This is a genomic window from Psychrobacter sp. Choline-02u-9, from assembly GCF_002836505.1.
In the GTDB taxonomy this organism is placed as follows: Bacteria; Pseudomonadota; Gammaproteobacteria; order Pseudomonadales; family Moraxellaceae; genus Psychrobacter.
On sequence record NZ_PJBF01000040.1, the window covers coordinates 392,439 to 413,878 of the forward strand.

Below are 21,440 nucleotides of genomic sequence, written 5' to 3' on the forward strand. Positions count from 1 at the left end.
TTGTGCAGTATGAGACCCTATGAATGTCATGAACAAACCATATCTATATGATCAGACTTATACTGACGCGGTGTCTGTTCTATCTTCACTAAATGTCTCATCGTTCAAAACCGTTTCATGATTTAAGACGGCAGATGGCAAATCGGAAAAATGTAGCGTGTCGATGTTGTTAGGCTTCACCGCAGTGACTTGTACCACACCGATCGTGCGCTCCAAAAAGCCACCTTCGCAATAGCAAAAGTAAAACTCCCACAGGCGGATAAAGGCATCGTCATAGCCAAGCGCTTGAATCTCTGCACGCTGGGCCATAAACGCAGCACGCCAGTCACGCAGCGTATACGCATAATCAAAGCCATAATCATGCAATTGTTTGACAACCATATCAGTCTGTTCAGTGAATTGGGTCGTCAGCTCTTGGTTTGAAAGCAGGCAACCACCTGGGAAAATATGCGTTTGGATAAAATCAACCGAGTCGATATAGTCTTGATAATTTTGATCATTAAAAGTGATGGCCTGCAATACCATAAGACCTGTTGGCTTGAGCAAGCTATTACACTTGGCAAAGAAAGTCGGTAAATACTCATGCCCCACCGCTTCAATCATCTCGATACTGACTAGCTTGTCATATTGACCTGTCAGCTCGCGGTAGTCTTGTTTGAGCAGTGTGATTTTGTCAGACAGACCTGCTGCCTCGACTCGTCGCTGTGCTTCATCATACTGGGCATCAGAGATAGTCGTGGTGGTCACATGGCAGCCGTAATGCTTGGCTGCAAAGATAGCAAAGCCACCCCACCCTGTACCGATTTCGATCACATTATCATCAGCACTAAGCTGTAAACGTTGACATATAAGCGATAGTTTATGCTGCTGAGCATCGCTAAGCGTCACGTCAGGTGTAGGATAAACTGCTGATGAGTACATCATCGTATCGTCCAAAAACCGCTCATACATGTCATTACCCAAATCATAATGCGCTAGGATATTGGATTTGGAGCCAGATTTGTCATTGCTACGAAGCTGATGCTTCGCTTTTTCAAATGCTTTACTAATACCAGCAAAACGATTTTCTAGTTTATTGAGCACTGCTAAGTTACGAGCCGCCAAACGAATCAAACCTGTTAGATCATCCGCATCCCATTCACCATTGATATAACTGTCTGCTAGCGCGATAGAGCCACCAAGTAATAGCTGACGATAGACAGCGCTATCATGAATCTGTAGCGTCACATGTAGCGAATGGCGACCAACCGCCGAGCTACTAGCATCGTTAGTAGCTACTTTACCAAAACTTCTTGTCTTAGGTTCCTGCTCGTCAAACGTTTCAATCAGCGTGAGGCTACCAAACTGAACATGCTGTAACGCACGAAATATAAGCTTTCTAGCTAAGTTGTTCACACTATTGCTGACTGGCTGTAGTACAGCACTTTCATTAACTACTTTGCTCACACGAGCAGTTAACTTCTCTAGTTTTGTGACTGGTGCTCGATCGGTCGGTCGTGCTGGCATCGTGTATTTATCCTTGTTTAAATGCTTTATTTTTTAGTGGTTCATTTTCAGTCATACACTGACAAGATTTTTAATGTTCAAAAATTGCTAGAACTATAAGACATTTTTTGCGCTCGATACTGCTAGCTGCTTTCCTTTTGTCTACTTTTCTGATGGCCGCTTTTCTGTTGACTGTCGGCCAACTTTTCATCGTAGTTGATATATGGCACTTTTTTTATCGCATAGAGCTTAAACGCATGCCAATAAATACGGGTTAAGGACGTTATATTCATCAGAGGATTTTTTCGCAAGCTATGACGAACAGCCTCTTCTGTCATCGGTACGCCTGATATCTTTATACCAGTTTTTAGCACTTCACCGCGCTCATCACTGATATTGATAGCAATACGAACTTGTAATCCAGCGTTAGGTTGATCGTCTGTCTTTGTACGTTTTACCGTTACCTGCCAGCGGTACAGCTGATCGATAGGGTTAAAAGGTGATACGTGAAAATCCTTGTCATGACAGAACTCAGTATCCTCTCCTTCTAATAGAAACCCGTAATAATGACGCTTGTCCCAAGGCGTATTAGACACTTCAGCCAGCAGATGAGTTGGCGTCTGCTGCGCATCAAACCCCAAGTAAAAATTAACTGGGCTAAAGTACATGCCCGCATTACGGCAGACAAGCAGTCCCAACATATCGCCTTCAGGCGCGCTTCCTGCATGTTTTTCAAATGCTCGGCTTAGGCGTTTTTCTAGTGCTTGAACAGACTGTCCATTACTATCAGGTTTTCTATCATCGCTTAGGCTATTATTACTCTGTAGATTAATATGCTGTAAATAGTCATCAGGACAGAATTGTTGTAGCGCCTTTTTCTTTGCTGAAAATAGAGGTAGACCTTTCGCTAGCAGCTTTTTCGGCAATATTTTACGTAATGGTAATTTTTCTAAAAACTTACTCTCATCAAATGCTGCCGTACTAATTTCAGGAAGTTCTTGCCCTGCCGCCAGTGCACTAATATTGACGCCCCAATAGCGATAAGAGTAAACGAATTTATTCACACTAGGTAGCAACCGACTGTGCCATGTCGTACCCTCAAACAGCTGATGCGGCAATGCAGTGGTATCATAAGAATACTCATGACTTGGCATAGCATTGGTATCTTGAGCGAACGTGGTCATAAATAGTCTCTTGGGTAACGGCGTACTTTTTATATGGCGAATATTTCAAAATACTTAGAATACATAACGGCATTAATCCTCATATTATTTGGTTTTACGGCGACCGAATAAGCCACGTTTCTTATATTGGCTCGTATCAGCAGTTGAACTCTGCAAACGATTAGCATACTCGACCAGCTCCTGATTGGTCGTCGCTATGGTGACTTCGCGCTTGTTCAGTTTACGTAATTTGGTATCCCCTTTTATAGGTAGATCTTTATAACGAAACGGCGTATGCGCACTATCAACATCAGGTAAATGAGCTGGGTCAACCTCGTCTTTTATATCAATATCAAGACCAAGCGCCTGACAGACACGTAATCCACTGCGTACGCCATCTTCATGAAAGCCATTAAACCAATAAGCCCCGCAGAAATGCGTGTGCAAACCGTTACCAGAGATACTCGACCATTTAGTCTGCGCATCAATCATCGCAAGATCGAACACTGGATGACTGTAATCAATGCTCTTAATTATCTGCTTATCATCGACGCTTTTATTGTCTACAGCTGGATTTAGGGTTACCAAATAATTGTGTTTTTTGGTCAAGCGTTGCAGGATATTCATGTGATAAGTCAGCACTGGCTTTGCAGGTATCTGTGCGTTTCCAGACGCTTGCTCATCCTTAGCATTGCCTGAAACTGTTTCATCTATTAAGTAATTCCAGCTTGCCCATGCCAGTGGTTTTTTAGGTAAAACACTGGTATCGGTGTGCAGTACAGCCGTGTTTTTGGTAAAGCGGAAATGACCTAATACTTCAGATTCATCGGTGCTCGCATCCTTTAATATCTTTAGTGCGGTATCTGCATGACAAGCAAAAATAACCTCGTCGAATACAAGTTTTTCTCTACGGTTGTCAGCGTTACCTTTATCCTGCACTGTCAAAGCATTCTGTACTGTCAAAGTTACTTGCTCACCATCACGAACTACAGACTGTACTGGGCTATTGACCCGTATCTTGCCACCCGCTTTGATAAAGCGTGGAATCAATTTATTGACGTACTGTTTTGAACCGCCTTTTATCGTAAACCACTGCGGACGATTGACCACATCCAGCAACCCGTGGTTGTCAAAGAACTGTGCAAAAAACACCAAAGGAAATTCTTGTACTTCATCTAGACTGGTTGACCAAATAGCCGAGACCATTGGCAGTAGATAGTTATCGGTAAATAGCTGACCGTATTTTTTTTGTGCCAAATAACCGCCAAGCGTTTGCTCTGCGTAGCTACTGACATCTTGTCCTTGAGAACGCGCACTATCGTAATCTTGGCGTAGCTGTTTGATATGCTTATTAAACTGCAGAATATCTTTGATAAACTGCCAGAATTTTGGATTGAGTACATTCTTGCGCTGTGATAATAAAGTGTTGAGCGTATGACCGTTGTATTCAAAATGACGTGCAGTATTCTTGACAGAAAAGCTCATATCCGTTGCCTGAAATGGCACCTGCAACTCATGAAGCAAACGAAAAAAGTTCGGGTATGTGCGCTCGTTAAAAACAATAAATCCTGTATCTATCGCACTACTCTCTACATTGCTACTCTTTGCTTTTTTACCGTCTTGTAGTGCCACGTCAATCGTATTTACATGCCCGCCGATATAATCATTGGCTTCAAATACCGTCACATCATGTTGCGTACCTAAATAATGGGCGCATGTCAGTCCTGACACACCTGAGCCGATGATAGCAATACGTTTTGGGGTAGTCTGATGGTCAGAATCTGTTGCAGCATTGGTAGCATTTTTTTGGTTACTTGCACGCTTGAAACGAGTAAACGGCATAAAAGCATTCCCTTCTGTGTTTTTCTGTCGATATGATGGCTAAGAGTTCTATTAATGGTAGATTATTTTTTATTAAGTTTTTCGCTAACTTGCTGCCAGACCAAATCAGGCAACGTACCCAATGCTTTTAAAGGCATGGTTAGTTTTTTTGGGAATTCAATCACGTCATGCCCACTTTCGATACCGTCACGTATGGCTTGACTGGCCTGCGCTGGCGTCTGGATAAATGGCATCGGAAAGTCATTCTGTTTGGTCATCGGTGTCTCAACAAAACCAGGTACGACTAAGCTGACTGACACATCATGCGGAGCAAGGCTAATCTGTAGTGTCTTCATTAGATAATGGATAGCAGCTTTTGAGCTACCATAGGCCTCAGCACGCGCAAAAGGCACATAAGCAGACGCTGAACCGATACCGACCAAGCGACCTTTAGACGCAATTAGCTTTGGCAGCACTCCTTCGATCGCATGCGACAACGTACCCATATTTACCGACATGACTTTCATAAACACACCGCTATCAAAGTTCGGCATATCTAAGTACTCGCACATACCAGCGCCGCAAATCGCTAAATCAACATTGTCGATTTTTTCAAAAGCTTCGATGACTTTTTCTCGTTCCATTAGGTCTAAATCAATCGTTTCTGCACCTAACGCCTGAAGTTCAGCCAACGCTTCGTCGTCACGGCCAACTACATATACATGATGATCTGCTAGCAGATAGTCTTTTGCCAACTGCTTACCAATGCCTGACGTCGCCCCAGTAATGAGAATATGTAATTTTTCAGTAGAATCTGTCATCGTAAATATCCTTTTTGAGTATTCTTATCTTTTTAAGTATTTTCATAATATGGCATTAATGCTCTTAAACTGTTTGCTGAATGAAAGCTTAAATCTTTGATAACAGCTAGCTATTATCATTATTCTTCGCAGATATCATTGGGCGCATTTCATTAAGCTATAGGCCATTTTATTTAACAAATCTAAATAATTGTAGTGGTCAGCTATAGGTTTATTGTTGTGTCTTCGCAATCATATGGGCTTAAGCTTAAGCTCAGCGTGTTATTTGTCATTTCCACAAGTACCCTGCTATCACAAGCAACAACACAATATTCTGTTACTAGCGTCATAAGACAGCTCAATATCAGCATGCTACAATGCAAAAATTAGCAATCGCGTCGTTTGCCGAAGCATCATCACCATCGTCTATAGTCGAATGACCGCCGTATCACGGTAAGATAACGCTATCTTTTTTAAAACTATCTGACATCTTGTCCTGATAGCAATGAAAACGTTATATAATTAATATCAGATTTTCACCAACCCCACCCTCATATAAAAAAGGATCTCTCATGAGCGAGTTGCAACTGTCTGACCGCGTCAACAACATCCAACCATCACCTACGCTAGCGATTACCAATAAAGCCAAAGAGCTAAAAGCAGCTGGTAAAGATATTATCGGTTTGGGCGCTGGTGAACCTGATTTTGATACCCCTGAACACATCAAAAAAGCAGCAATCGATGCAATCAATGATGGCTTTACTAAATATACGGCTGTCGATGGTACGCCAGAGCTAAAAACAGCCATCATCGAGAAATTCAAGCGCGACAACGACATCAGCTATGAGCCAAATGAAATATTAGTATCGGTCGGCGGTAAGCAGTCTTTCTTTAACCTTGCTCAAGCATTTATCAATCCTGGCGACGAAGTCATCATACCAGCACCATATTGGGTCAGCTATCCTGACATGGTTATCATTGCAGAAGGCGTGCCAGTCATCGTCAAATGCCCAGCTGAACAAGATTTCAAAATTACTCCTGAGCAGCTAGAAGAAGCAATCACTGACAAGACTAAATTGTTGGTATTAAATAGCCCATCGAATCCAACGGGTATGATTTATACATTAGATGAGCTAAAGGCCATCGCTGAAGTATTAAAAAAGCATCCACAAGTTTATGTAGCTTCAGACGATATGTACGAGCACATCCGCTGGACAGGCGATAAGTTCTACAATATCTTAAACGCAGCACCTGAGCTAAAAGATCGTGCCATCATCTTGAACGGTGTGTCTAAAGCGTATGCGATGACAGGCTGGCGTATCGGTTATGCGGGTGGCCCTGCTAAGCTAATCGGCGCGATGAAAAAGGTACAGTCACAGTCTACTTCATGCCCAACATCAATCAGCCAAGTGGCAGCGGAAGTCGCTATCAGTGGTGATCAGAGCGTACTAGAGCCGATGGTAGCCGCTTTTGAGAAGCGCTGTGACCTAGTCGTAGATGGTCTAAATGCCATTAAAGGTATTACTTGCTTGCGTCCTGATGGCGCATTTTATGTGTATCCAAATATCGTACCGCTAATCAAAGCGGCGGGCCTGTCATCATGTACTGAATTCTCAGCATGGTTATTGGACAAAGTAGGCGTGGCAGTTGTACCTGGCGATGCGTTCGGTCTTGGCGGCTATATGCGTATCTCGTACGCTACTGATGAGGCAACATTGAAAGATGCACTATCGCGTATCGAAAAAGCAGTGGCTGACTTAGACGTTGCTGAATAAATTTTAAATAGCAACGAGTCTTACCGCTGTTCATTAAAAAGACACCCTATACATTCTATAGGGCGTCTTTTTGTGCGAGAGTCTTAGGCATAACTAGGAAAAACACGCTATCTCATCATTAAAATGATAATTTTTACTAATTATGCAAAAAAAGGCTTGACGTATTTTTTAACTTTGCTAGAATACGCCCCACTTAGCAAGAACTCGTTAGAGACTTCTAAGGCTCGTTGTAAGCGATTAGTTACTTACAGCCTATTCTCCAATAGCTCAGTTGGTAGAGCAACGGACTGTTAATCCGTGTGTCCCTGGTTCGAGCCCAGGTTGGAGAGCCACATTTTAGTAGTAAATTTTTTGAATTATGATTAATTCAATTATGGCATTTGCCAAAACCCTCATCACTTTGATGGGGGTTTTTTTATGTGTCTCATTTAATATGCTTTATTACCGTTGCCATTTTGATAAACGCTAATAACTACTTTGTTTCATACTTGATAGTGACAATGATATTTAAAAATAAATATCATTGTCACGATAGGATATTACTGTAGTAAGTTTTTCATCAGTTAACTTGGCAACAGTGGCAACCAGAACACCAAGGCTAACAAGGTCACTAACAACACTGGCGGTGTAATCACTAATCCAATCTTAATATACTGTCCCCAACTGATTTTGTAATCCTTCTCTGCCAACACATGCAGCCATAAAAGGGTTGCAAGACTACCAATCGGCGTAAACTTAGGTCCTAAATCATTACCAATGACATTGGCATAAATCATCAGCTCTCGCGTTGCAGCAGGCACTTGTGCTTGATCAATAGCAAGCGCGCCGACTAGGGTTGCTGGCATATTATTCATAACAGAAGCGACTATAGCGGACAAAAAACCAGTTCCAACCGTAGCAATGACTGCGCCTTGTTGACCCAACCAGTTAAGTACTTGCGCGCCATAGGCGGTAAGACCTGCATTACCCAGACCGTATACCACTAGATACATACCGATTGAAAATAGTACGATTTGCCAAGGCGCCTTGCGTACCACATCGCTCACCGAGACCACCGCACCACGCCCGCCTTGCCATATACGACCAGCGATTGCCATTAACGCGACAGCAGCGATGCCCGTGACCAATGAAATAGGTAGCCCCAACGGCTCAGTCTCAAAATAGGCGACCAGTAGCAAGCCTAATAGTGGAAAAGCAGCTCGGAATACCAATGGATCGGTAATAGCAGACTCTGGAGCGCTGAGCTCGCTAGTCGAGTAGGTTTTTGGAATATGACGTGCATAGACAATCCACAATACCAGTAGCGTCGCTAATACAGACACGATATTGACTGGTACCATCACCGCCGCATAACGACCGAAACCAATAGCAAAATAATTGGCACTGACGATATTGACTAAATTTGAGGTGACCAATGGCAGACTTGCCGTATCAGCGATAAAACCAGTCGCTATGATAAATGCTAACGCTGATGGTGGCGAAAATTTCAGACGTAGCAAGATAGCGATGACGATCGGGGTCAGTAGTAGCGCAGCACCATCATTGGCAAAAAAGGCAGAAATAAAAGCGCCGAGCACGACAATCATCGGAAATAATAAGCGCCCTTGTCCATTGCCAAGGCGTGCCACGTGCAATGCTGCCCAGCCAAAAAACCCTGCCCTATCTAAGATAAGCGAGATGATAATCAGCGCCACAAAAGTAAAGGTCGCATCCCAGACAATATCCCAGACAATACCCACATCTGATAACTGCACGACGCCAAGCGCTAACGCGACTAACGCACCACCCATGGCGCTCCAACCGATGCCCAATCCTTTAGGTTGCCAGATAACTAAGACTAAAGTGACCACAAAAATAGCAAATGCAAGCATTGTACAACCTTACTTAAGCTGATTTTATTCAGCCGATTTAATATAGGGAATTAGATCGATTAGGGGGTTAGATCGATTTTTGATTGACGCGGCTCGATAGTTCTTCAGCACTCTCAACGCGTTCTGAATAACGATCAGTAAGATAATCTGAACGTCCGCGTGTGAGCCAAGTAAACTTCACTAGCTCCTCACAGACATCAACAAGGCGCAGATATAATGGAGACATATCCATGCGATTGTCGTCGTTGAACTCTAAGAATGCTTTGGGGATCGAGGATTGGTTGGGGATAGTGATCATCCGCATCCAGCGCCCGAGAATACGCATTTGATTAACCGTATTAAAGCTCTGACTACCGCCGCTGACTTGCATCAGTGCTAGTGTTTTACCTTGAGTTGGACGTACGCCACCTAGTGACAGCGGTATCCAGTCGATTTGCGCTTTCATAATACTGGTGATACTACCGTGACGCTCTGGACTCACCCACAGCATGCCTTCTGACCACTGCGCCAGCTCCCGCAATTCTTGCACTTTGGGATGGTCTGCGTCTACATCGTCAGGCAATGGCAAGCCGGATGGATCAAACATTTTTACTTCACAACCATACCAACGTAGCAACCTGCTCGACTCTTCAGCGGCCAATCTAGAAAACGAGCGCGCGCGGACAGAGCCGTATAGCACTAGTATTCTAGGCGGGTGACGTGAGTCATTCGGTGCAACCAAAGACTCAATGTCGATAGGTTGAAGATTATCTATATCAATATTGGGCAAATCGTCTAAGCTAAATTTTGGCGAAACAGTAGATTCGGCTTCCAATGCTTGGTCAACCTCAGTGTTTATCATGAGTAATAACCTCGCCGTCTTCTTTTGTAAAGCTACTTACTGGATTGGCTAGCAATTCAAACACGCGCTCTGAAGGACGACATAGAGCAGCGCCTTTATCAGTCACTACGATAGGACGGTTGATTAAAATAGGATGCGCAATCATGGCATCGATAATTTGATCGTCAGACAACTCAGGATTATCTAAACCAAGCTCATCATTGATAGCTTCTTTGCTTCTTAATAGCTCTCTAGGCGAAATCTGCATTTGTGCCAACAGCTCCACTAAACGGTCGCGGGTTGGTGTATTTTTCAGATATTCCACCACTTCTGGCTCTTCACCTGATGCTTTAATAATAGCAAGTGTGTTGCGAGATGTACCGCATTTAGGATTATGAAAAATTAATGGCTTCATAGTTTTTACACCTATTTTATGTATTTATTGAATTGATAATTGGTTTAATCATTACCTTGCTCAGCAGACTCATTTACTCTGCAGCCACTCAAACTATCCATGAGTGACGCACATAATTCTGGATGTCCCGCACAGCAATCTTGCAACAGAAACTGGATGACGTTATCCATATGTGATAGCGAAGCACGATAGATAATCTGTCGGCTATGACGCTGTGAGACCACCCACCCTGCTCGTGCCAACACCGATAAGTGGGTTGACATTGTGTTATGAGGAACAGAGAGCTGACGGGCTATTTCGCCCGCAGGTAGGCCTTCAGGCTCGTGGCTGACGAGCAGCTTAAAAGCCTTTAAACGAGTATCTTGAGAGAGCGCAGCAAAGCTTGCAATAGCATTAGTTATTTCCATATGTCCAATAATACAGACATATGGAAATAATTCAATGTTTTACAGATATTTTTATTCTAAAAGAAATATATCTGTGCAATTAAACTATATATATCAACAAGTAAAAGCGATTAACTAAATAGCGAAAATAATGCTTGTTTAACCTTTTAAACCTAAAATCCTCTACGTTTGGCCTATGTAAATAACAAGTTTAATATATGTTATTGTATATTGATGACACTTATAAGTTCATGCTAGATTGAATACAAGTTTATGCACAGTAAAACTAAATTTGGCTGGTAGCTCTCGCTCTGTACTGCCAATAAACCTGATTAAAATAACTATTATGATTAAAACAACAATAAGGAAATGACCATGCTACTAGAGAAAATTAAGACACCTGGACTTTCGCACTTATCTTACTTGGTAAGCTCTGGTGGTCAAGCAGCGGTAATTGACCCACGTCGTGACTGTGCGATATATGTAGAAAAATCGCGTGCAGCAGGACTTGAGATTACTCATATTTTTGAGACACATCGTAATGAGGATTTGGTTTCTGGCGCACCTATCTTGGCTGCAATGACAGGAGCGACAGTTTTACATGGCCCTAATCCAGAACAACCTGTTGTCTATGCTGAGACAGTACGTAATGGTGACTGCTTTTCAGTTGGTCAATTAGAAATTCGTGTCTTAGAAACGCCTGGTCATACCGATGATCACCTTGCTTATGCGCTGTTTGACACAGCGTACCCAGATAAGGCGGTTGGCGTTTTTACTGGGGATGCGCTCTTTGTAGGTGATGTCGGTCGTACTGACTTTTATCCTGATCGTCGTAGAGAAGTTGCAGGTCTACTTTATGACTCATTACAAGACATTTTAGCGCTTGGTGATCAGGCGATTATTTATCCAGCTCATGGTGCTGGCTCCGTCTGTGGTTCAGGCATGGCGGAGCGTGAGTTTTCTACCGTCGGTCACGAAAGAATGAACAACCCACGTTTACAGATTACCAATCGTGAGGCGTTCATTGATTTCAAGACTAGCGAAAACCATTATCAGCCACCCTACTTCAGATTGATGGAGCGCCTCAACATGGAAGGTGGTGAAGCACCTCCAGTGGTTATGCGTCCGCGTAACCTTTCACTCAAACAGCTGCATGACTGCGATGCTGATCATCTCATCGATATTCGTGAACCTATGGCATATGCGTCAGGACACCTACCCGGTTCTATGAGCTTACCTGTCAACATGCTACCTGCGTTTGCTGGATGGTTTATTGAAGAAGGACAAAGCTTGGCACTGATTGCCTCTGATGAAAAGCAACTTGCGACTGCGATGGAGCATCTGGTACGTATTGCTTTTGATAATGTTATAGGTGGCTATGTGGGTGTCGTCCCTGCTGCTGTCAAAGGTGAGCAGGTGCAGCAAACCCCTATGATCGATACAACCGAGGTAGAGAGTCGTCTTAATAATGCTCAGAACTGGACATTGCTCGATGTACGCGATATCGATGAGAGGAATACTAGTGCGATTGAAGGCTCACAGCATATCTATGTTGGACACCTGAACGAGCGTTGGCATGAGCTTGACCAAAGTCGCCACTATACATTGATGTGTGCCAGTGGTGCTCGGGCAACAATAGCAGCAGGATGGCTCGCTAGTCGAGGTTTTGAGCACATTGATATCTATCTAGGGTCGATGGGCGCATGACAAGCAACGCATGAGTAAGTCTTTACCCGTAGCTAAAATCTACAATGAGCTAAACGCGTCTCAAGTTTTAAACAGAGGCATTTTAATGTACTGTAACTAAGACATGCTATACTTAAAATAAGTACAACGACCCTTCTTTTATTCAATATAGGACTGACATAAAAGAAGGGTCGTCGTTTTAGCTGACTTTTAAGTGATATGACTTGAGTAAATATAAATCATAGTTCTAGATTCTAACTCTTACTGTACTTCCTTACCTGACTTATCACTCATAAAATATAGATACATAAAAAACAGACACAAAAAAACCTCAAACAATCTAATGTTTGAGGCGAAACTTGCCTAAACCCAAAGGTTTAAATTCGTTTTAAATATGGCGCAGCGGACGGGACTCGAACCCGCGACCCCCGGCGTGACAGGCCGGTATTCTAACCAACTGAACTACCGCTGCTTAGGTCTCTTAGCTTGTTTAGCCACTTGCTAAGAAGTGGTGGGTGATGACGGATTCGAACCGCCGACATTCTGCGTGTAAGGCAGACGCTCTACCAACTGAGCTAATCACCCTTCGAACAATTGCTATGCAATTTATTCAACATCAACTGAGCTCTTAAGTTTGTCACTAAGCTCTGCTGCTGTGGGTGTGTATTATATAGATTTACTGTTGGGTGTCAAACAGTATTTACGACTTTTTTAGATATTTTTTCTATCTTTATTAAAATATCTAGCAAGCATTTGTTTTTATTGGCTTTATATTTTCATACAAACCCAATGTTTTTTAGGTTTAGTGCTTATTTGTTAGCCAGTGCTTGCTCGATGTCGTTTTTAATGGCTTCTGGCTTGGTCGTTGGTGCATAACGGTCAACAACTTGGCCTTTACTATCGACTAGGAACTTGGTGAAATTCCACTTGATACCATCTGTTAGCACGCCACCCTTTTGTTCTTTTAGCCATTCATAGATAGGATGAGCATTTGCGCCATTGACATCAGTCTTTGCCATCATTGGAAAACTGACACCATAGTTTTTTTGACAGAATGCACCAATCTCGTCATTGCTGCCTGGATCTTGGCTACCAAATTGATTACAAGGAAAACCGATAACTACCAGCCCTTGATCTTTATACTGTTGATATAACGACTCTAAGCCTTCGAACTGCGGCGTAAATCCACATTTGCTTGCGGTATTGACGATTAATAATACTTTATCTTGGTAATCTGAAAATGCTTGCGAGTTACCATCCATGCGCTCAGCCGTAAAATCATAAATTGTGCTCATCATTTATCCTTAAATTGAGGTTTTTATTGTTTTGGGTGTTTATGCACTACTTCTTTTTCTATCATACACATAATAAAACTATTGAAAAGGAAGCACCGTGCACTTCCCTTTCACGTTTCTAATACTACTTAGCCTACTTACTTCTCAGACTTATCTAAATCGATAGATACTGAGTTGATGCAATAGCGCATGCCTGTTGTCTCAGTAGGGCCATCAGGGAATACATGACCCAAATGTGCGCCGCAGTTGCTGCAAGTGACTTCGGTGCGAGTCATGCCTAGCGAGTTATCGACGTGCTCTTCAATCGCGCTGTTATCGATACCTTGATCAAAGCTTGGCCAGCCACAGCTCGCATCAAATTTATTGCTTGAGTCAAATAAGCTTGCACCGCAGCCTTTACAACGGTAAACGCCATCATCAGTCGCATCATTATATACACCTGTAAATGGGCGTTCAGTGCCCTTCTCACGCATAATATGATACTCATCAGCGGTTAAACGCTCTTTCCAGTCAGCTTCAGTCAACTGGCTGATCTCTTCTTTGCTTAGTTGATTGTCTTGCATAATTTATCCTTATTCGAGTATTTATTATCTAATCTCGGTAACTATTTTATCGCCATATGATTATGAGAACGACGTGCTCTATCTGTTGGTTATCAGCACACTATTCAAGGCATATATAAGAAAAGCACTCTTTATATTGGGAGATAGACAGCATGATTGAAGAGATTGACTGAGTTAAATATACCAAATTAATTTTAGATAATGATGGGTAAAGATGTAATTTTGATACCTATACATTTTATAGTCTACTTAAGAGATTTAGAGCCATACAAATATAAGCCAAGTATTAATTGCAAGATATACTTGCAAACACTGATAGAACTGATTGTAAAATCATTTGCAAATTAACTATCAATGCAATAATATCTTGCATTAGTGCTTAACTAAAATGTTTAATATATCTCTACTCTGAATAATTACTGATTAACAAAGGCTCATATAACAATGTCTGACGACAATGGCAAAGGTACGCAAGCGGAACGACTGGTACAGTTGCGCCGTGACAAAGGATTTACTGCTGAGCAGCTAGCGCAAGCCATGACAGCCGCTGGTGCAAAAGTGAGCCGTGGTGCTATCTCAAACTGGGAGCGCGGTACCAATGGCATTGTCTCATCTAAGCTGCCTACACTTGCGCGTATTTTGGGCTGTAGTGAAGGATATCTGTTGCGCGGCGACCTCAACAATGAAGCTATTGATGCAGACGAGTCGACATCATCTGTAGAGCGCAGTGAACATCAAAAGATAGATACGATTTCTCACACCCAGTCAGACATTAAAATAACTGATGCTCAATCGACGACACCTTATTCCGCTAGTAAAAAATCAAAAACCAATTCGACAACCAACCCGAAAAACGGTCATGCTATGAACACCATAAAAAAATCTGATAAATTACAAAACGTTTGCTATGACATTCGTGGTCCTCTATTGCAGACTGCGAATAAGATGGAAGCAGAAGGCAAACGCATATTAAAACTAAACGTAGGCAATCCAGCACCTTTTGGTTTAGAAGCCCCGCATGAGATTTTGCGTGATGTCGCTATGAACTTATCTGAGGCAACTGGCTATTCAGACTCGCAAGGGATTTTCTCAGCGCGCAAAGCCATTTTGCAATATTATCAATCAAAGGGATTGCTGTCGGCCGTTGACGTACGTGACGTATATTTGGGCAATGGGGTTTCTGAGCTTATTGTCATGACCATGCAGGCGTTGATGAATGACGGTGATGAAGTCCTAATTCCAATGCCAGACTACCCGCTTTGGACTGCTGCTGCTAATCTCGCTGGCGGTACTGCGGTGCACTATCGCTGCAATGAAGAAGACAACTGGCACCCTGATATTGAAGATATTAAGTCTAAAATTACGAGCAAAACGAAAGGTATCGTAGTTATTAACCCGAATAACCCAACAGGTTCACTTTATAGTGATGAGCTATTAAAGCAAATCATCGAAGTTGCTAAAGAGCATGATTTAATCATCATGGCTGATGAAATTTACGACCGTATTCTCTATGACGATAATGTACATACGCCGATGGGCACCTTAACTGACGACGTGCTAGTACTCTCTTACAATGGCTTGTCGAAGTCGCATCGTATTGCAGGTTTTCGCTCAGGTTGGATGATGGTATCAGGCCGCAAACAGCACGCAGCTGACTTTATTGAAGGCTTAGATATGCTAGCATCCATGCGCCTTTGTTCTAACGTGCAGGGACAGTATGCCATTCAAACAGCGATGGGTGGGCATCAGAGCATGCAAGACCTGACTTCTGAAAAGGGTCGCCTATATAAGCAACGTGAAATGGCAGTCTCACGTCTTAATGCTATCAAAGGTATTTCTTGTACCATGCCTCAAGGCGCGTTTTACTGTTTCCCAAAAATGGATCCAGAGGTCTATCCTATCACCGATGATATGGATTTTATGATGGACTTGCTCGTTGAAGAAAATGTATTGATGGTTCAAGGTACTGGGTTTAACTGGGATAGACCCGACCATTTCCGTCTGGTGTTCTTGCCTAACTTGCTTGACCTAGAAAATGCGATGGATAGATTGGACAGATTTTTTGCCAAAAAACGTAAGCAGTTTGGTACCGAGTAAATCATTATACATCATTAAAAAAACGCTTATCGGCATGATGCTGATAAGCGTTTTTTATTGCGTTGAACCTAGGGCGTGTCTTCAATTCACCCGATAGTCATCTAAATGGGCTAAAAATGGCTAAATCTTGCCAAACATCGTCAAATAGCTGGTTAATATCCCGATATTATCTGCGCTATTTTTCTTGTTTGACGGCAATTTATCTCATTTTTACCACCATTTTTGAAATGAAGACACGCCCTAGTTATTAAAACTCAATTATGATAATTCACTGATAAAAACAGCGCATTAAAAAATATTGCTCAATACGAGATAACTAATAGCAGACATAGTAGCCGCTGCAGGTAGCGTCACAATCCAAGCTAAGCCAATCGGCTTCATAAGCTTCCAGTTAGTATCTCTGTTGACGATACCGATACCCAGTACCGCACCTACTAGCGTGTGAGTACTAGATACAGGCAGACCCATTGTCGATGCGCCCATTACAACAGCTGCTGCAGCCAACTCAGCTGAGAAACCTGAAGCTGGATGCATTTTCGCTAGATTGGTACCAACGGTTTGAATCACTTCTTTACCAATGAACCAAAGACCAACGATTAGTGCCACACCAAAGGTCAGCATGACAGCAGGTGGAACAGCAGCTTCAGTAGCGATACTATTAGTACGAATCACATCCATAATGGCGGCAAAAGGACCAACGGCATTGGCGATATCGTTTGAACCATGACTAAAGGCAAAAGCTGACGCGGTAAAGACCTGCATCCAGCTAAACATAATGAACGTCGCTTTGGTCAAATCTTCTTTGTGCTTACCGCGGATACTCTTGGTATAGATATAGGTCGCTAACCATACTAGCGCCGCTATCATACCCATAATCAAGAAGCCCTGTAGTGTGGTCAGGCCGCTATTAACATTTTTAAGACCTTTAAAGACGACTAGAGAAGTCATCACCGCACCACCTGCGGCAGCAATGATAGGTACCCATTGCTTAAGTGCTTTTAGAGTATCAAGGCTACTGCGCTCATTCTCAATATCATAAAGCTTTTTATAGTAATCAGTTTCTAGGTCTTCAACAATACAATCGTCATCTTTATAGATTTCCTGATCACGTAACATCGCTGACGTATAAGCCAATTGCTCAGACTCTGTCAAACCATCCAAAAACTCTTTATGATTTTGCTTTAAGACTTTTTTATTGCCTTTTAGCGTCGCAATATAGGCTTCGGTTTTATCGTTATATTCAATGATGTTTTTCTTGATTTGTCCATATAAAAGATAAGACAACACGCCACCTAGTAGCGGCGACAACACCCAAGAAATAGCGATGGTTCCAACCGTTCCCCAGTCTACCGTTGATAGCGCCATGTCCGTACCACCTAACGTGATACCTAACACAATGGAGCTACCAATCACACCACCAATAATGGAGTGCGTGGTCGAAACAGGCAGACCTTTTTTGGTCGCAAATAACAGCCAAAATGCTGCTGCAACCAATGCGGAGAGCATGACATAAATGAACTGATTGGGCGTCACTGATAGACCATCTAGATCGACGATGCCGCTTCGAATCGTATCAGTCACCTCCCCGCCTGCAAGAACTGCCCCCGATACTTCAAATATCGCGGCAATACCCAATGCTTGCGGGATAGTCAACGTCCCTGCACCCACCGAAGTACCAAATGAGTTGGCGACATCGTTACCACCGATATTGAATGCCATAAAGACACCAAAAGCGGTCGCCACAATGAATAGCGTCGTTTGTTGACGCATGGTGTAATCTAAACCCCACCACAAAAAGTAGGAAGTCATCGCAATCAGTAAAATGGCAAAAAATAGATTGATTCTCATAGAGCCAACTGGCTTGACTGACTCTGTAGAACTGCTGCTAATACCCATACGTTAGTACGTCCTGCGTAAGCTGATTAAAATTATATGAGGTTGATAATATTGCACTGCTACTCACAGTACTTGTTACGGCATCTAATGAAGTAGCAATGGAAAATATATAACATGCGATTAGAAGGCCTTGAACCGACTAGAGCGAAAGGGAAAGCACATCCTTCAACATGTCACAAAGCCGCAAGTGATATTGCCAAATCGTCTGATTACAGCATCTTGCGGCTTATATATTTCTTAGCGATATTTGTGGTACTACTAACAGCTATTGTAACAATTTTTGTCGTAATTATTAAGTTATCTATACTAAATAACCAAAACACGTTGTTTGCTAAATTAAAATTATTATTTAGCAGGAGCTGTTTTGCGCTCTATTATATTAAATATGAGCACATAATGCATGATGATATTGCGAGATTTGTAACTGCGGGTGTATACGGACAAGACCACACTCTGTAAAAGACAGGATGGCTCGAATATGTTTCGAGCCATCCTACTTAGGAAATACTTGAAAAATACAGCTATATAAACCTATAAGAGCCCTTAAAACTCATTCATTTTTGAGAACTATTTGCTTTCAGAAAATGCAGACAACTGCTCTATAGCATGATCTAACACATCTAAACGCGCCTGACGCTTTTCGTTGGTCGCAACAACACACCATGGCGCCGTCGTTGTATCTGTACGTGCCAGCATATCTGCTGCAGATTGCACGTAGTCTGACCATTTATCACGGTTACGCCAGTCATCATCTGTCAGTTTAAATTGCTTATGCGGTGTTTCTTGACGATCTTCAAACCGTTTAAGCTGCTCTTTTTTATCAATCGCTAACCAATATTTGATAACCAACGTTCCTGCTGCTGCCAAATCTGCCTCGAAACGATTGATTTCATCATATGCTCGTTGCCATTCATTAGGAGATGCAAATCCTTCGATGCGCTCAACCAGCACACGCCCATACCAAGTACGATCGAAAATAGCGATACGGCTAATACGATTGGTTTGTTCGTCAGGCAATCGCGTCCAGAATCGCCACAAGTAAGGATGCTGGGTCTCATATAACATCGGTGCGCCAATATTATAAATTTGATACTCGCGAGGATCTAGCGGTGCGACCAATCTTTTGATTGCACCGCCCTTGCCAGCAGCGTCCATTCCTTCAAAAGCAAATACAACATGCCGACCTTGGCGTGCACGTAGCAACTCAGCGAGTCTTGCCTGCTTCTCTGCCAATGCCTCACGATAGACGGACTTACTGATTTTTTTATCTTTAATAGACGTCAGCTGCTTAGGTATTGGTACAGGTTCAAACTGTTTTTGTTTAGTATCTGAGTTAAGTTCCAGTTTTTCGGACTGAGAATGGTTTTCTGACGTTTCCTTGTCATTGTCGTTATTATTGTCATTGTCATTGCTATCTGTCTGACTACTCACCAGCGCTGTTTGCATAGCATGTAGCACCAAATGACAAAAGTTATCAGCGGCCTCTAACTTATCATCACCATCAATGATGACCCAGTCATCCTGTTGACGCAGCAAGGTCGCAGCCACCTCATTAAACTTCTCAATGACTTGTTTATTATTCCAGTCAATTTGATACAAAAACTGCGGATCTGCTTCATCATCCTTTAAGCGACTGTGCAACGTTTCAATATCGACATGAAACCAACATTTTAATAACTTGGTTTGATTGGCAATGAGATCGTTTTCAAATGCTTTTAGTGTATTTAACTGCTGCTGTAGATAGTCTTGCCACTGAGCGATAGGAAGCGAATTTTTACCTTTTTGACCTTTATCATTTGATAATGCTTCAAGGTTCTCACTATCTGATGTCGCTAGTCGCATGACGTTATATAATAAATCAGCATACCAGTTGCCGAAATACACCATGACATCACCATGGCGTGGCATGGCGCTAGTATGCGCTTGCCAAATGGGTTGATAACTCAATGGCGAATGACCAATAGTTGCCTCAACTTTAAGCAGCCTTGGATCTACCCATTGCCGTAATTGCTTAACGGCGGTACCTTTACCTGCCTGCTCCATTCCGTTCACTAGCACTAACAGACCTGTTGGCTTATTGAGGGTCAGCGGCGTTTGCTGGCGAGTGGCTTTTAAAGCATACTGAGCTGTTACCAATGCCAGTCTAAGCGAATCCTCGTCCAGTGAAAACTGACTCAAAGGATTGGGCTTTAGACGCTGCTCCACAACTTGCTCACTAAATTGTGTACTTACCGCTTGTGGTGCTTTTGGTTCAGTAGTATCATTTTTTTTAGACATGATTACACTCGCTATTATTGTTATTGGGCGGCTTTACTAATGAATGACTTATGGGATAGCTCTCGATAAGATAACTCTTAATATTTCTATCTCATCAATCATTTTTATCTCATTTAATCATAGCACTGCGCCAATCGAGTAAATAATATTGCTGTGTAACAGATTGGTATTTGTATTCTTAATTATTTTCTTTTAAGGTGAACACAATTTTGAGTATAGGATAGAACAGTTGTTGAAAACCTTATAACCCTGAACCACCATATTTAAAACAACAATACTTAAATTTGATTACCCTATTTACTTCTACAGGATTCACTGCCATGACCGCTTTAGCTGATTTACAACAGCATTTGACACGTTTTTGGGCGATGCCTCATCACCAAAATGATGAATTAAATGCTAAGCTCAAAGAAGTACAATCATGGCAACAAGCACGTCTCCAGCAGACGCATCGCGAGCTATTTGAACAACCTAAAAACCAACTAATGGCCGATTACTTCCTCACCCAACTGTATGGTGGCGAAGAGTTCAAGTTATTAGCAGAGCAATTGGCACGTATCCTGCCAAAAGCGAAAAAGCTAGAACGTCTTGCCAAAGAGTCAGCTCTAGAGGCTGGTAGCATGGGTATCCAAGCAGCAATTTTTGCCATTGAGCTAGATCTGCATTTAGCCCAGTGGTTACTCGCTCAAGATTTGCCAGTGAACGAAGAGAACATGCTAACCGCCTATCGAACTATCGATGAAGAAAACGAGCGCCGAGTTCAGATTGCCAATTTAAAAGACGTCTGTTATCGCACAGACAAACATTTAAATTCGTTTATGCTCAAAAAAGCCTTTGCACTAGCAAAAAGTACAGCCTATCGTCATGGCTACCAGCCGCTTTATGATTTTATTGATACAGGATTTAAGGCCATGAAACCTCTGAGCAGCGTCAGCGATTTTATTGAGCCGTTCTGCAAGCGTGAGCTGTCCATTATTGATCAGGTTCATGATACGGATAATGGCAGTAAGCCAGTAGCGTTTGGTGTATCATAAGGTCAATATGTTGAATAGCCAATTGACGCTTACTATTTAACGATTTCCTCCGATAA

Annotated in this window: 15 protein-coding genes, 3 tRNA genes and 2 pseudogenes; 6 read left to right on the forward strand and 14 right to left on the reverse strand. The window is 42.5% G+C overall.

The annotated features are described in order from the left end of the window. Positions 1-57: 57 nt before the first annotated feature. From CXF69_RS02210 to CXF69_RS02225, 4 genes are all read right to left on the reverse strand, one after another. Entirely contained in the window at positions 58-1,506 is a 1,449-nt protein-coding gene (locus CXF69_RS02210; protein ID WP_101206404.1) for an SAM-dependent methyltransferase, read from the reverse strand. Between the two features lie 122 nt (positions 1,507-1,628). Then, the gene (locus CXF69_RS02215) at positions 1,629-2,669 is read right to left on the reverse strand and encodes a DUF1365 domain-containing protein (RefSeq protein WP_101206403.1); all 1,041 of its coding nucleotides are present in this window, start codon (positions 2,667-2,669) and stop codon (positions 1,629-1,631) included. An 84-nt stretch (positions 2,670-2,753) separates the two neighbouring features. Further along, positions 2,754-4,490, reverse strand: a complete 1,737-nt coding sequence (locus CXF69_RS02220; RefSeq protein WP_101206402.1) for an NAD(P)/FAD-dependent oxidoreductase — start codon at positions 4,488-4,490, stop codon at positions 2,754-2,756. 62 nt (positions 4,491-4,552) lie between these two features. After that, the gene (locus CXF69_RS02225; protein WP_101206401.1) at positions 4,553-5,290 is read right to left on the reverse strand and encodes an SDR family NAD(P)-dependent oxidoreductase; all 738 of its coding nucleotides are present in this window, start codon (positions 5,288-5,290) and stop codon (positions 4,553-4,555) included. Between the two features lie 551 nt (positions 5,291-5,841). Between CXF69_RS02225 and CXF69_RS02230 the strand changes: the two genes are divergently transcribed. After that, positions 5,842-7,044: a pyridoxal phosphate-dependent aminotransferase gene (locus tag CXF69_RS02230; RefSeq protein WP_057760918.1), complete on the forward strand. Its 1,203-nt coding sequence runs from the start codon at positions 5,842-5,844 to the stop codon at positions 7,042-7,044. A gap of 256 nt (positions 7,045-7,300) precedes the next feature. Beyond that, positions 7,301-7,376: transfer RNA gene (locus CXF69_RS02235), tRNA-Asn, on the forward strand. 231 nt (positions 7,377-7,607) lie between these two features. On the opposite strand, the gene CXF69_RS02240 is transcribed toward CXF69_RS02235, so the two are convergent. From CXF69_RS02240 to CXF69_RS02255, 4 genes are all read right to left on the reverse strand, one after another. Continuing rightward, positions 7,608-8,915 carry an arsenic transporter gene (locus CXF69_RS02240; protein ID WP_101206400.1) on the reverse strand — a complete coding sequence of 436 codons (1,308 nt, stop codon included), beginning with the start codon at positions 8,913-8,915 and terminating at the stop codon, positions 7,608-7,610. 67 nt (positions 8,916-8,982) lie between these two features. Then, positions 8,983-9,756, reverse strand: coding sequence for an arsenical resistance protein ArsH (arsH, locus tag CXF69_RS02245; protein ID WP_101206399.1), 774 nt, complete (start codon positions 9,754-9,756; stop codon positions 8,983-8,985). Then, positions 9,743-10,150 carry an arsenate reductase (glutaredoxin) gene (gene arsC / locus CXF69_RS02250; protein ID WP_101206398.1) on the reverse strand — a complete coding sequence of 136 codons (408 nt, stop codon included), beginning with the start codon at positions 10,148-10,150 and terminating at the stop codon, positions 9,743-9,745. Before arsC ends, arsH begins: the two co-directional genes overlap by 14 nt. Positions 10,151-10,194: 44 nt before the next feature. Continuing rightward, complete coding sequence (locus CXF69_RS02255) at positions 10,195-10,557, reverse strand: ArsR/SmtB family transcription factor (RefSeq protein ID WP_101206397.1); 363 nt, start codon at positions 10,555-10,557, stop codon at positions 10,195-10,197. Positions 10,558-10,911: 354 nt separating this feature from the next. Here CXF69_RS02255 and CXF69_RS02260 point away from each other — a divergent pair, with 354 nt between their 5' ends. Further along, entirely contained in the window at positions 10,912-12,243 is a 1,332-nt protein-coding gene (locus tag CXF69_RS02260; RefSeq protein WP_101206396.1) for an MBL fold metallo-hydrolase, read from the forward strand. Between the two features lie 374 nt (positions 12,244-12,617). On the opposite strand, the gene CXF69_RS02265 is transcribed toward CXF69_RS02260, so the two are convergent. From CXF69_RS02265 to msrB, 4 genes are all read right to left on the reverse strand, one after another. Next, positions 12,618-12,694 (reverse strand) — tRNA-Asp (locus tag CXF69_RS02265). Positions 12,695-12,731: 37 nt separating this feature from the next. Continuing rightward, positions 12,732-12,807, reverse strand: a tRNA-Val gene (locus CXF69_RS02270). A 224-nt stretch (positions 12,808-13,031) separates the two neighbouring features. Beyond that, entirely contained in the window at positions 13,032-13,517 is a 486-nt protein-coding gene (locus CXF69_RS02275; protein ID WP_101206395.1) for a glutathione peroxidase, read from the reverse strand. Between the two features lie 137 nt (positions 13,518-13,654). After that, complete coding sequence (gene msrB / locus CXF69_RS02280) at positions 13,655-14,080, reverse strand: peptide-methionine (R)-S-oxide reductase MsrB (RefSeq protein ID WP_057760931.1); 426 nt, start codon at positions 14,078-14,080, stop codon at positions 13,655-13,657. Positions 14,081-14,524: 444 nt separating this feature from the next. Between msrB and CXF69_RS14615 the strand changes: the two are divergent. Together CXF69_RS14615 and CXF69_RS02285 are read left to right on the forward strand one after the other, a co-directional pair. Then, positions 14,525-14,759 (forward strand): annotated as a pseudogene (locus CXF69_RS14615) (helix-turn-helix domain-containing protein); the annotation flags it as partial. Positions 14,760-14,812: 53 nt separating this feature from the next. Next, positions 14,813-16,177 (forward strand): annotated as a pseudogene (locus CXF69_RS02285) (aminotransferase class I/II-fold pyridoxal phosphate-dependent enzyme); the annotation flags it as partial. Between the two features lie 288 nt (positions 16,178-16,465). Here the strand turns inward: CXF69_RS02285 and CXF69_RS02290 are convergent. Beyond that, positions 16,466-18,073 carry an inorganic phosphate transporter gene (locus CXF69_RS02290; RefSeq protein ID WP_101206393.1) on the reverse strand — a complete coding sequence of 536 codons (1,608 nt, stop codon included), beginning with the start codon at positions 18,071-18,073 and terminating at the stop codon, positions 16,466-16,468. Positions 18,074-18,640: 567 nt separating this feature from the next. Beyond that, entirely contained in the window at positions 18,641-20,350 is a 1,710-nt protein-coding gene (locus CXF69_RS02300) for an ATPase (RefSeq protein WP_101206391.1), read from the reverse strand. Positions 20,351-20,670: 320 nt separating this feature from the next. On the opposite strand from CXF69_RS02300, the gene CXF69_RS02305 reads away from it, so the two are divergent. Next, on the forward strand, positions 20,671-21,384 hold the full coding sequence (locus CXF69_RS02305; protein WP_101206390.1) for an FFLEELY motif protein: 714 nt from the start codon (positions 20,671-20,673) through the stop codon (positions 21,382-21,384). Positions 21,385-21,440: the final 56 nt, after the last annotated feature.

Coding starts and splice junctions, on each gene's coding strand:
- CXF69_RS02225 (WP_101206401.1), bottom strand. CDS start 5,290: ATGACAGATTCTACTGAAAAATTACATATTCTCATTACTGGGGCGACG.
- CXF69_RS02260 (WP_101206396.1), top strand. CDS start 10,912: ATGCTACTAGAGAAAATTAAGACACCTGGACTTTCGCACTTATCTTAC.
- CXF69_RS02275 (WP_101206395.1), bottom strand. CDS start 13,517: ATGAGCACAATTTATGATTTTACGGCTGAGCGCATGGATGGTAACTCG.
- CXF69_RS02215 (WP_101206403.1), bottom strand. CDS start 2,669: ATGACCACGTTCGCTCAAGATACCAATGCTATGCCAAGTCATGAGTAT.
- arsC (WP_101206398.1), bottom strand. CDS start 10,150: ATGAAGCCATTAATTTTTCATAATCCTAAATGCGGTACATCTCGCAAC.
- CXF69_RS02290 (WP_101206393.1), bottom strand. CDS start 18,073: ATGGGTATTAGCAGCAGTTCTACAGAGTCAGTCAAGCCAGTTGGCTCT.
- CXF69_RS02220 (WP_101206402.1), bottom strand. CDS start 4,490: ATGCCGTTTACTCGTTTCAAGCGTGCAAGTAACCAAAAAAATGCTACC.
- msrB (WP_057760931.1), bottom strand. CDS start 14,080: ATGCAAGACAATCAACTAAGCAAAGAAGAGATCAGCCAGTTGACTGAA.
- CXF69_RS02255 (WP_101206397.1), bottom strand. CDS start 10,557: ATGGAAATAACTAATGCTATTGCAAGCTTTGCTGCGCTCTCTCAAGAT.
- CXF69_RS02230 (WP_057760918.1), top strand. CDS start 5,842: ATGAGCGAGTTGCAACTGTCTGACCGCGTCAACAACATCCAACCATCA.
- arsH (WP_101206399.1), bottom strand. CDS start 9,756: ATGATAAACACTGAGGTTGACCAAGCATTGGAAGCCGAATCTACTGTT.
- CXF69_RS02300 (WP_101206391.1), bottom strand. CDS start 20,350: ATGTCTAAAAAAAATGATACTACTGAACCAAAAGCACCACAAGCGGTA.
- CXF69_RS02210 (WP_101206404.1), bottom strand. CDS start 1,506: ATGCCAGCACGACCGACCGATCGAGCACCAGTCACAAAACTAGAGAAG.
- CXF69_RS02305 (WP_101206390.1), top strand. CDS start 20,671: ATGACCGCTTTAGCTGATTTACAACAGCATTTGACACGTTTTTGGGCG.
- CXF69_RS02240 (WP_101206400.1), bottom strand. CDS start 8,915: ATGCTTGCATTTGCTATTTTTGTGGTCACTTTAGTCTTAGTTATCTGG.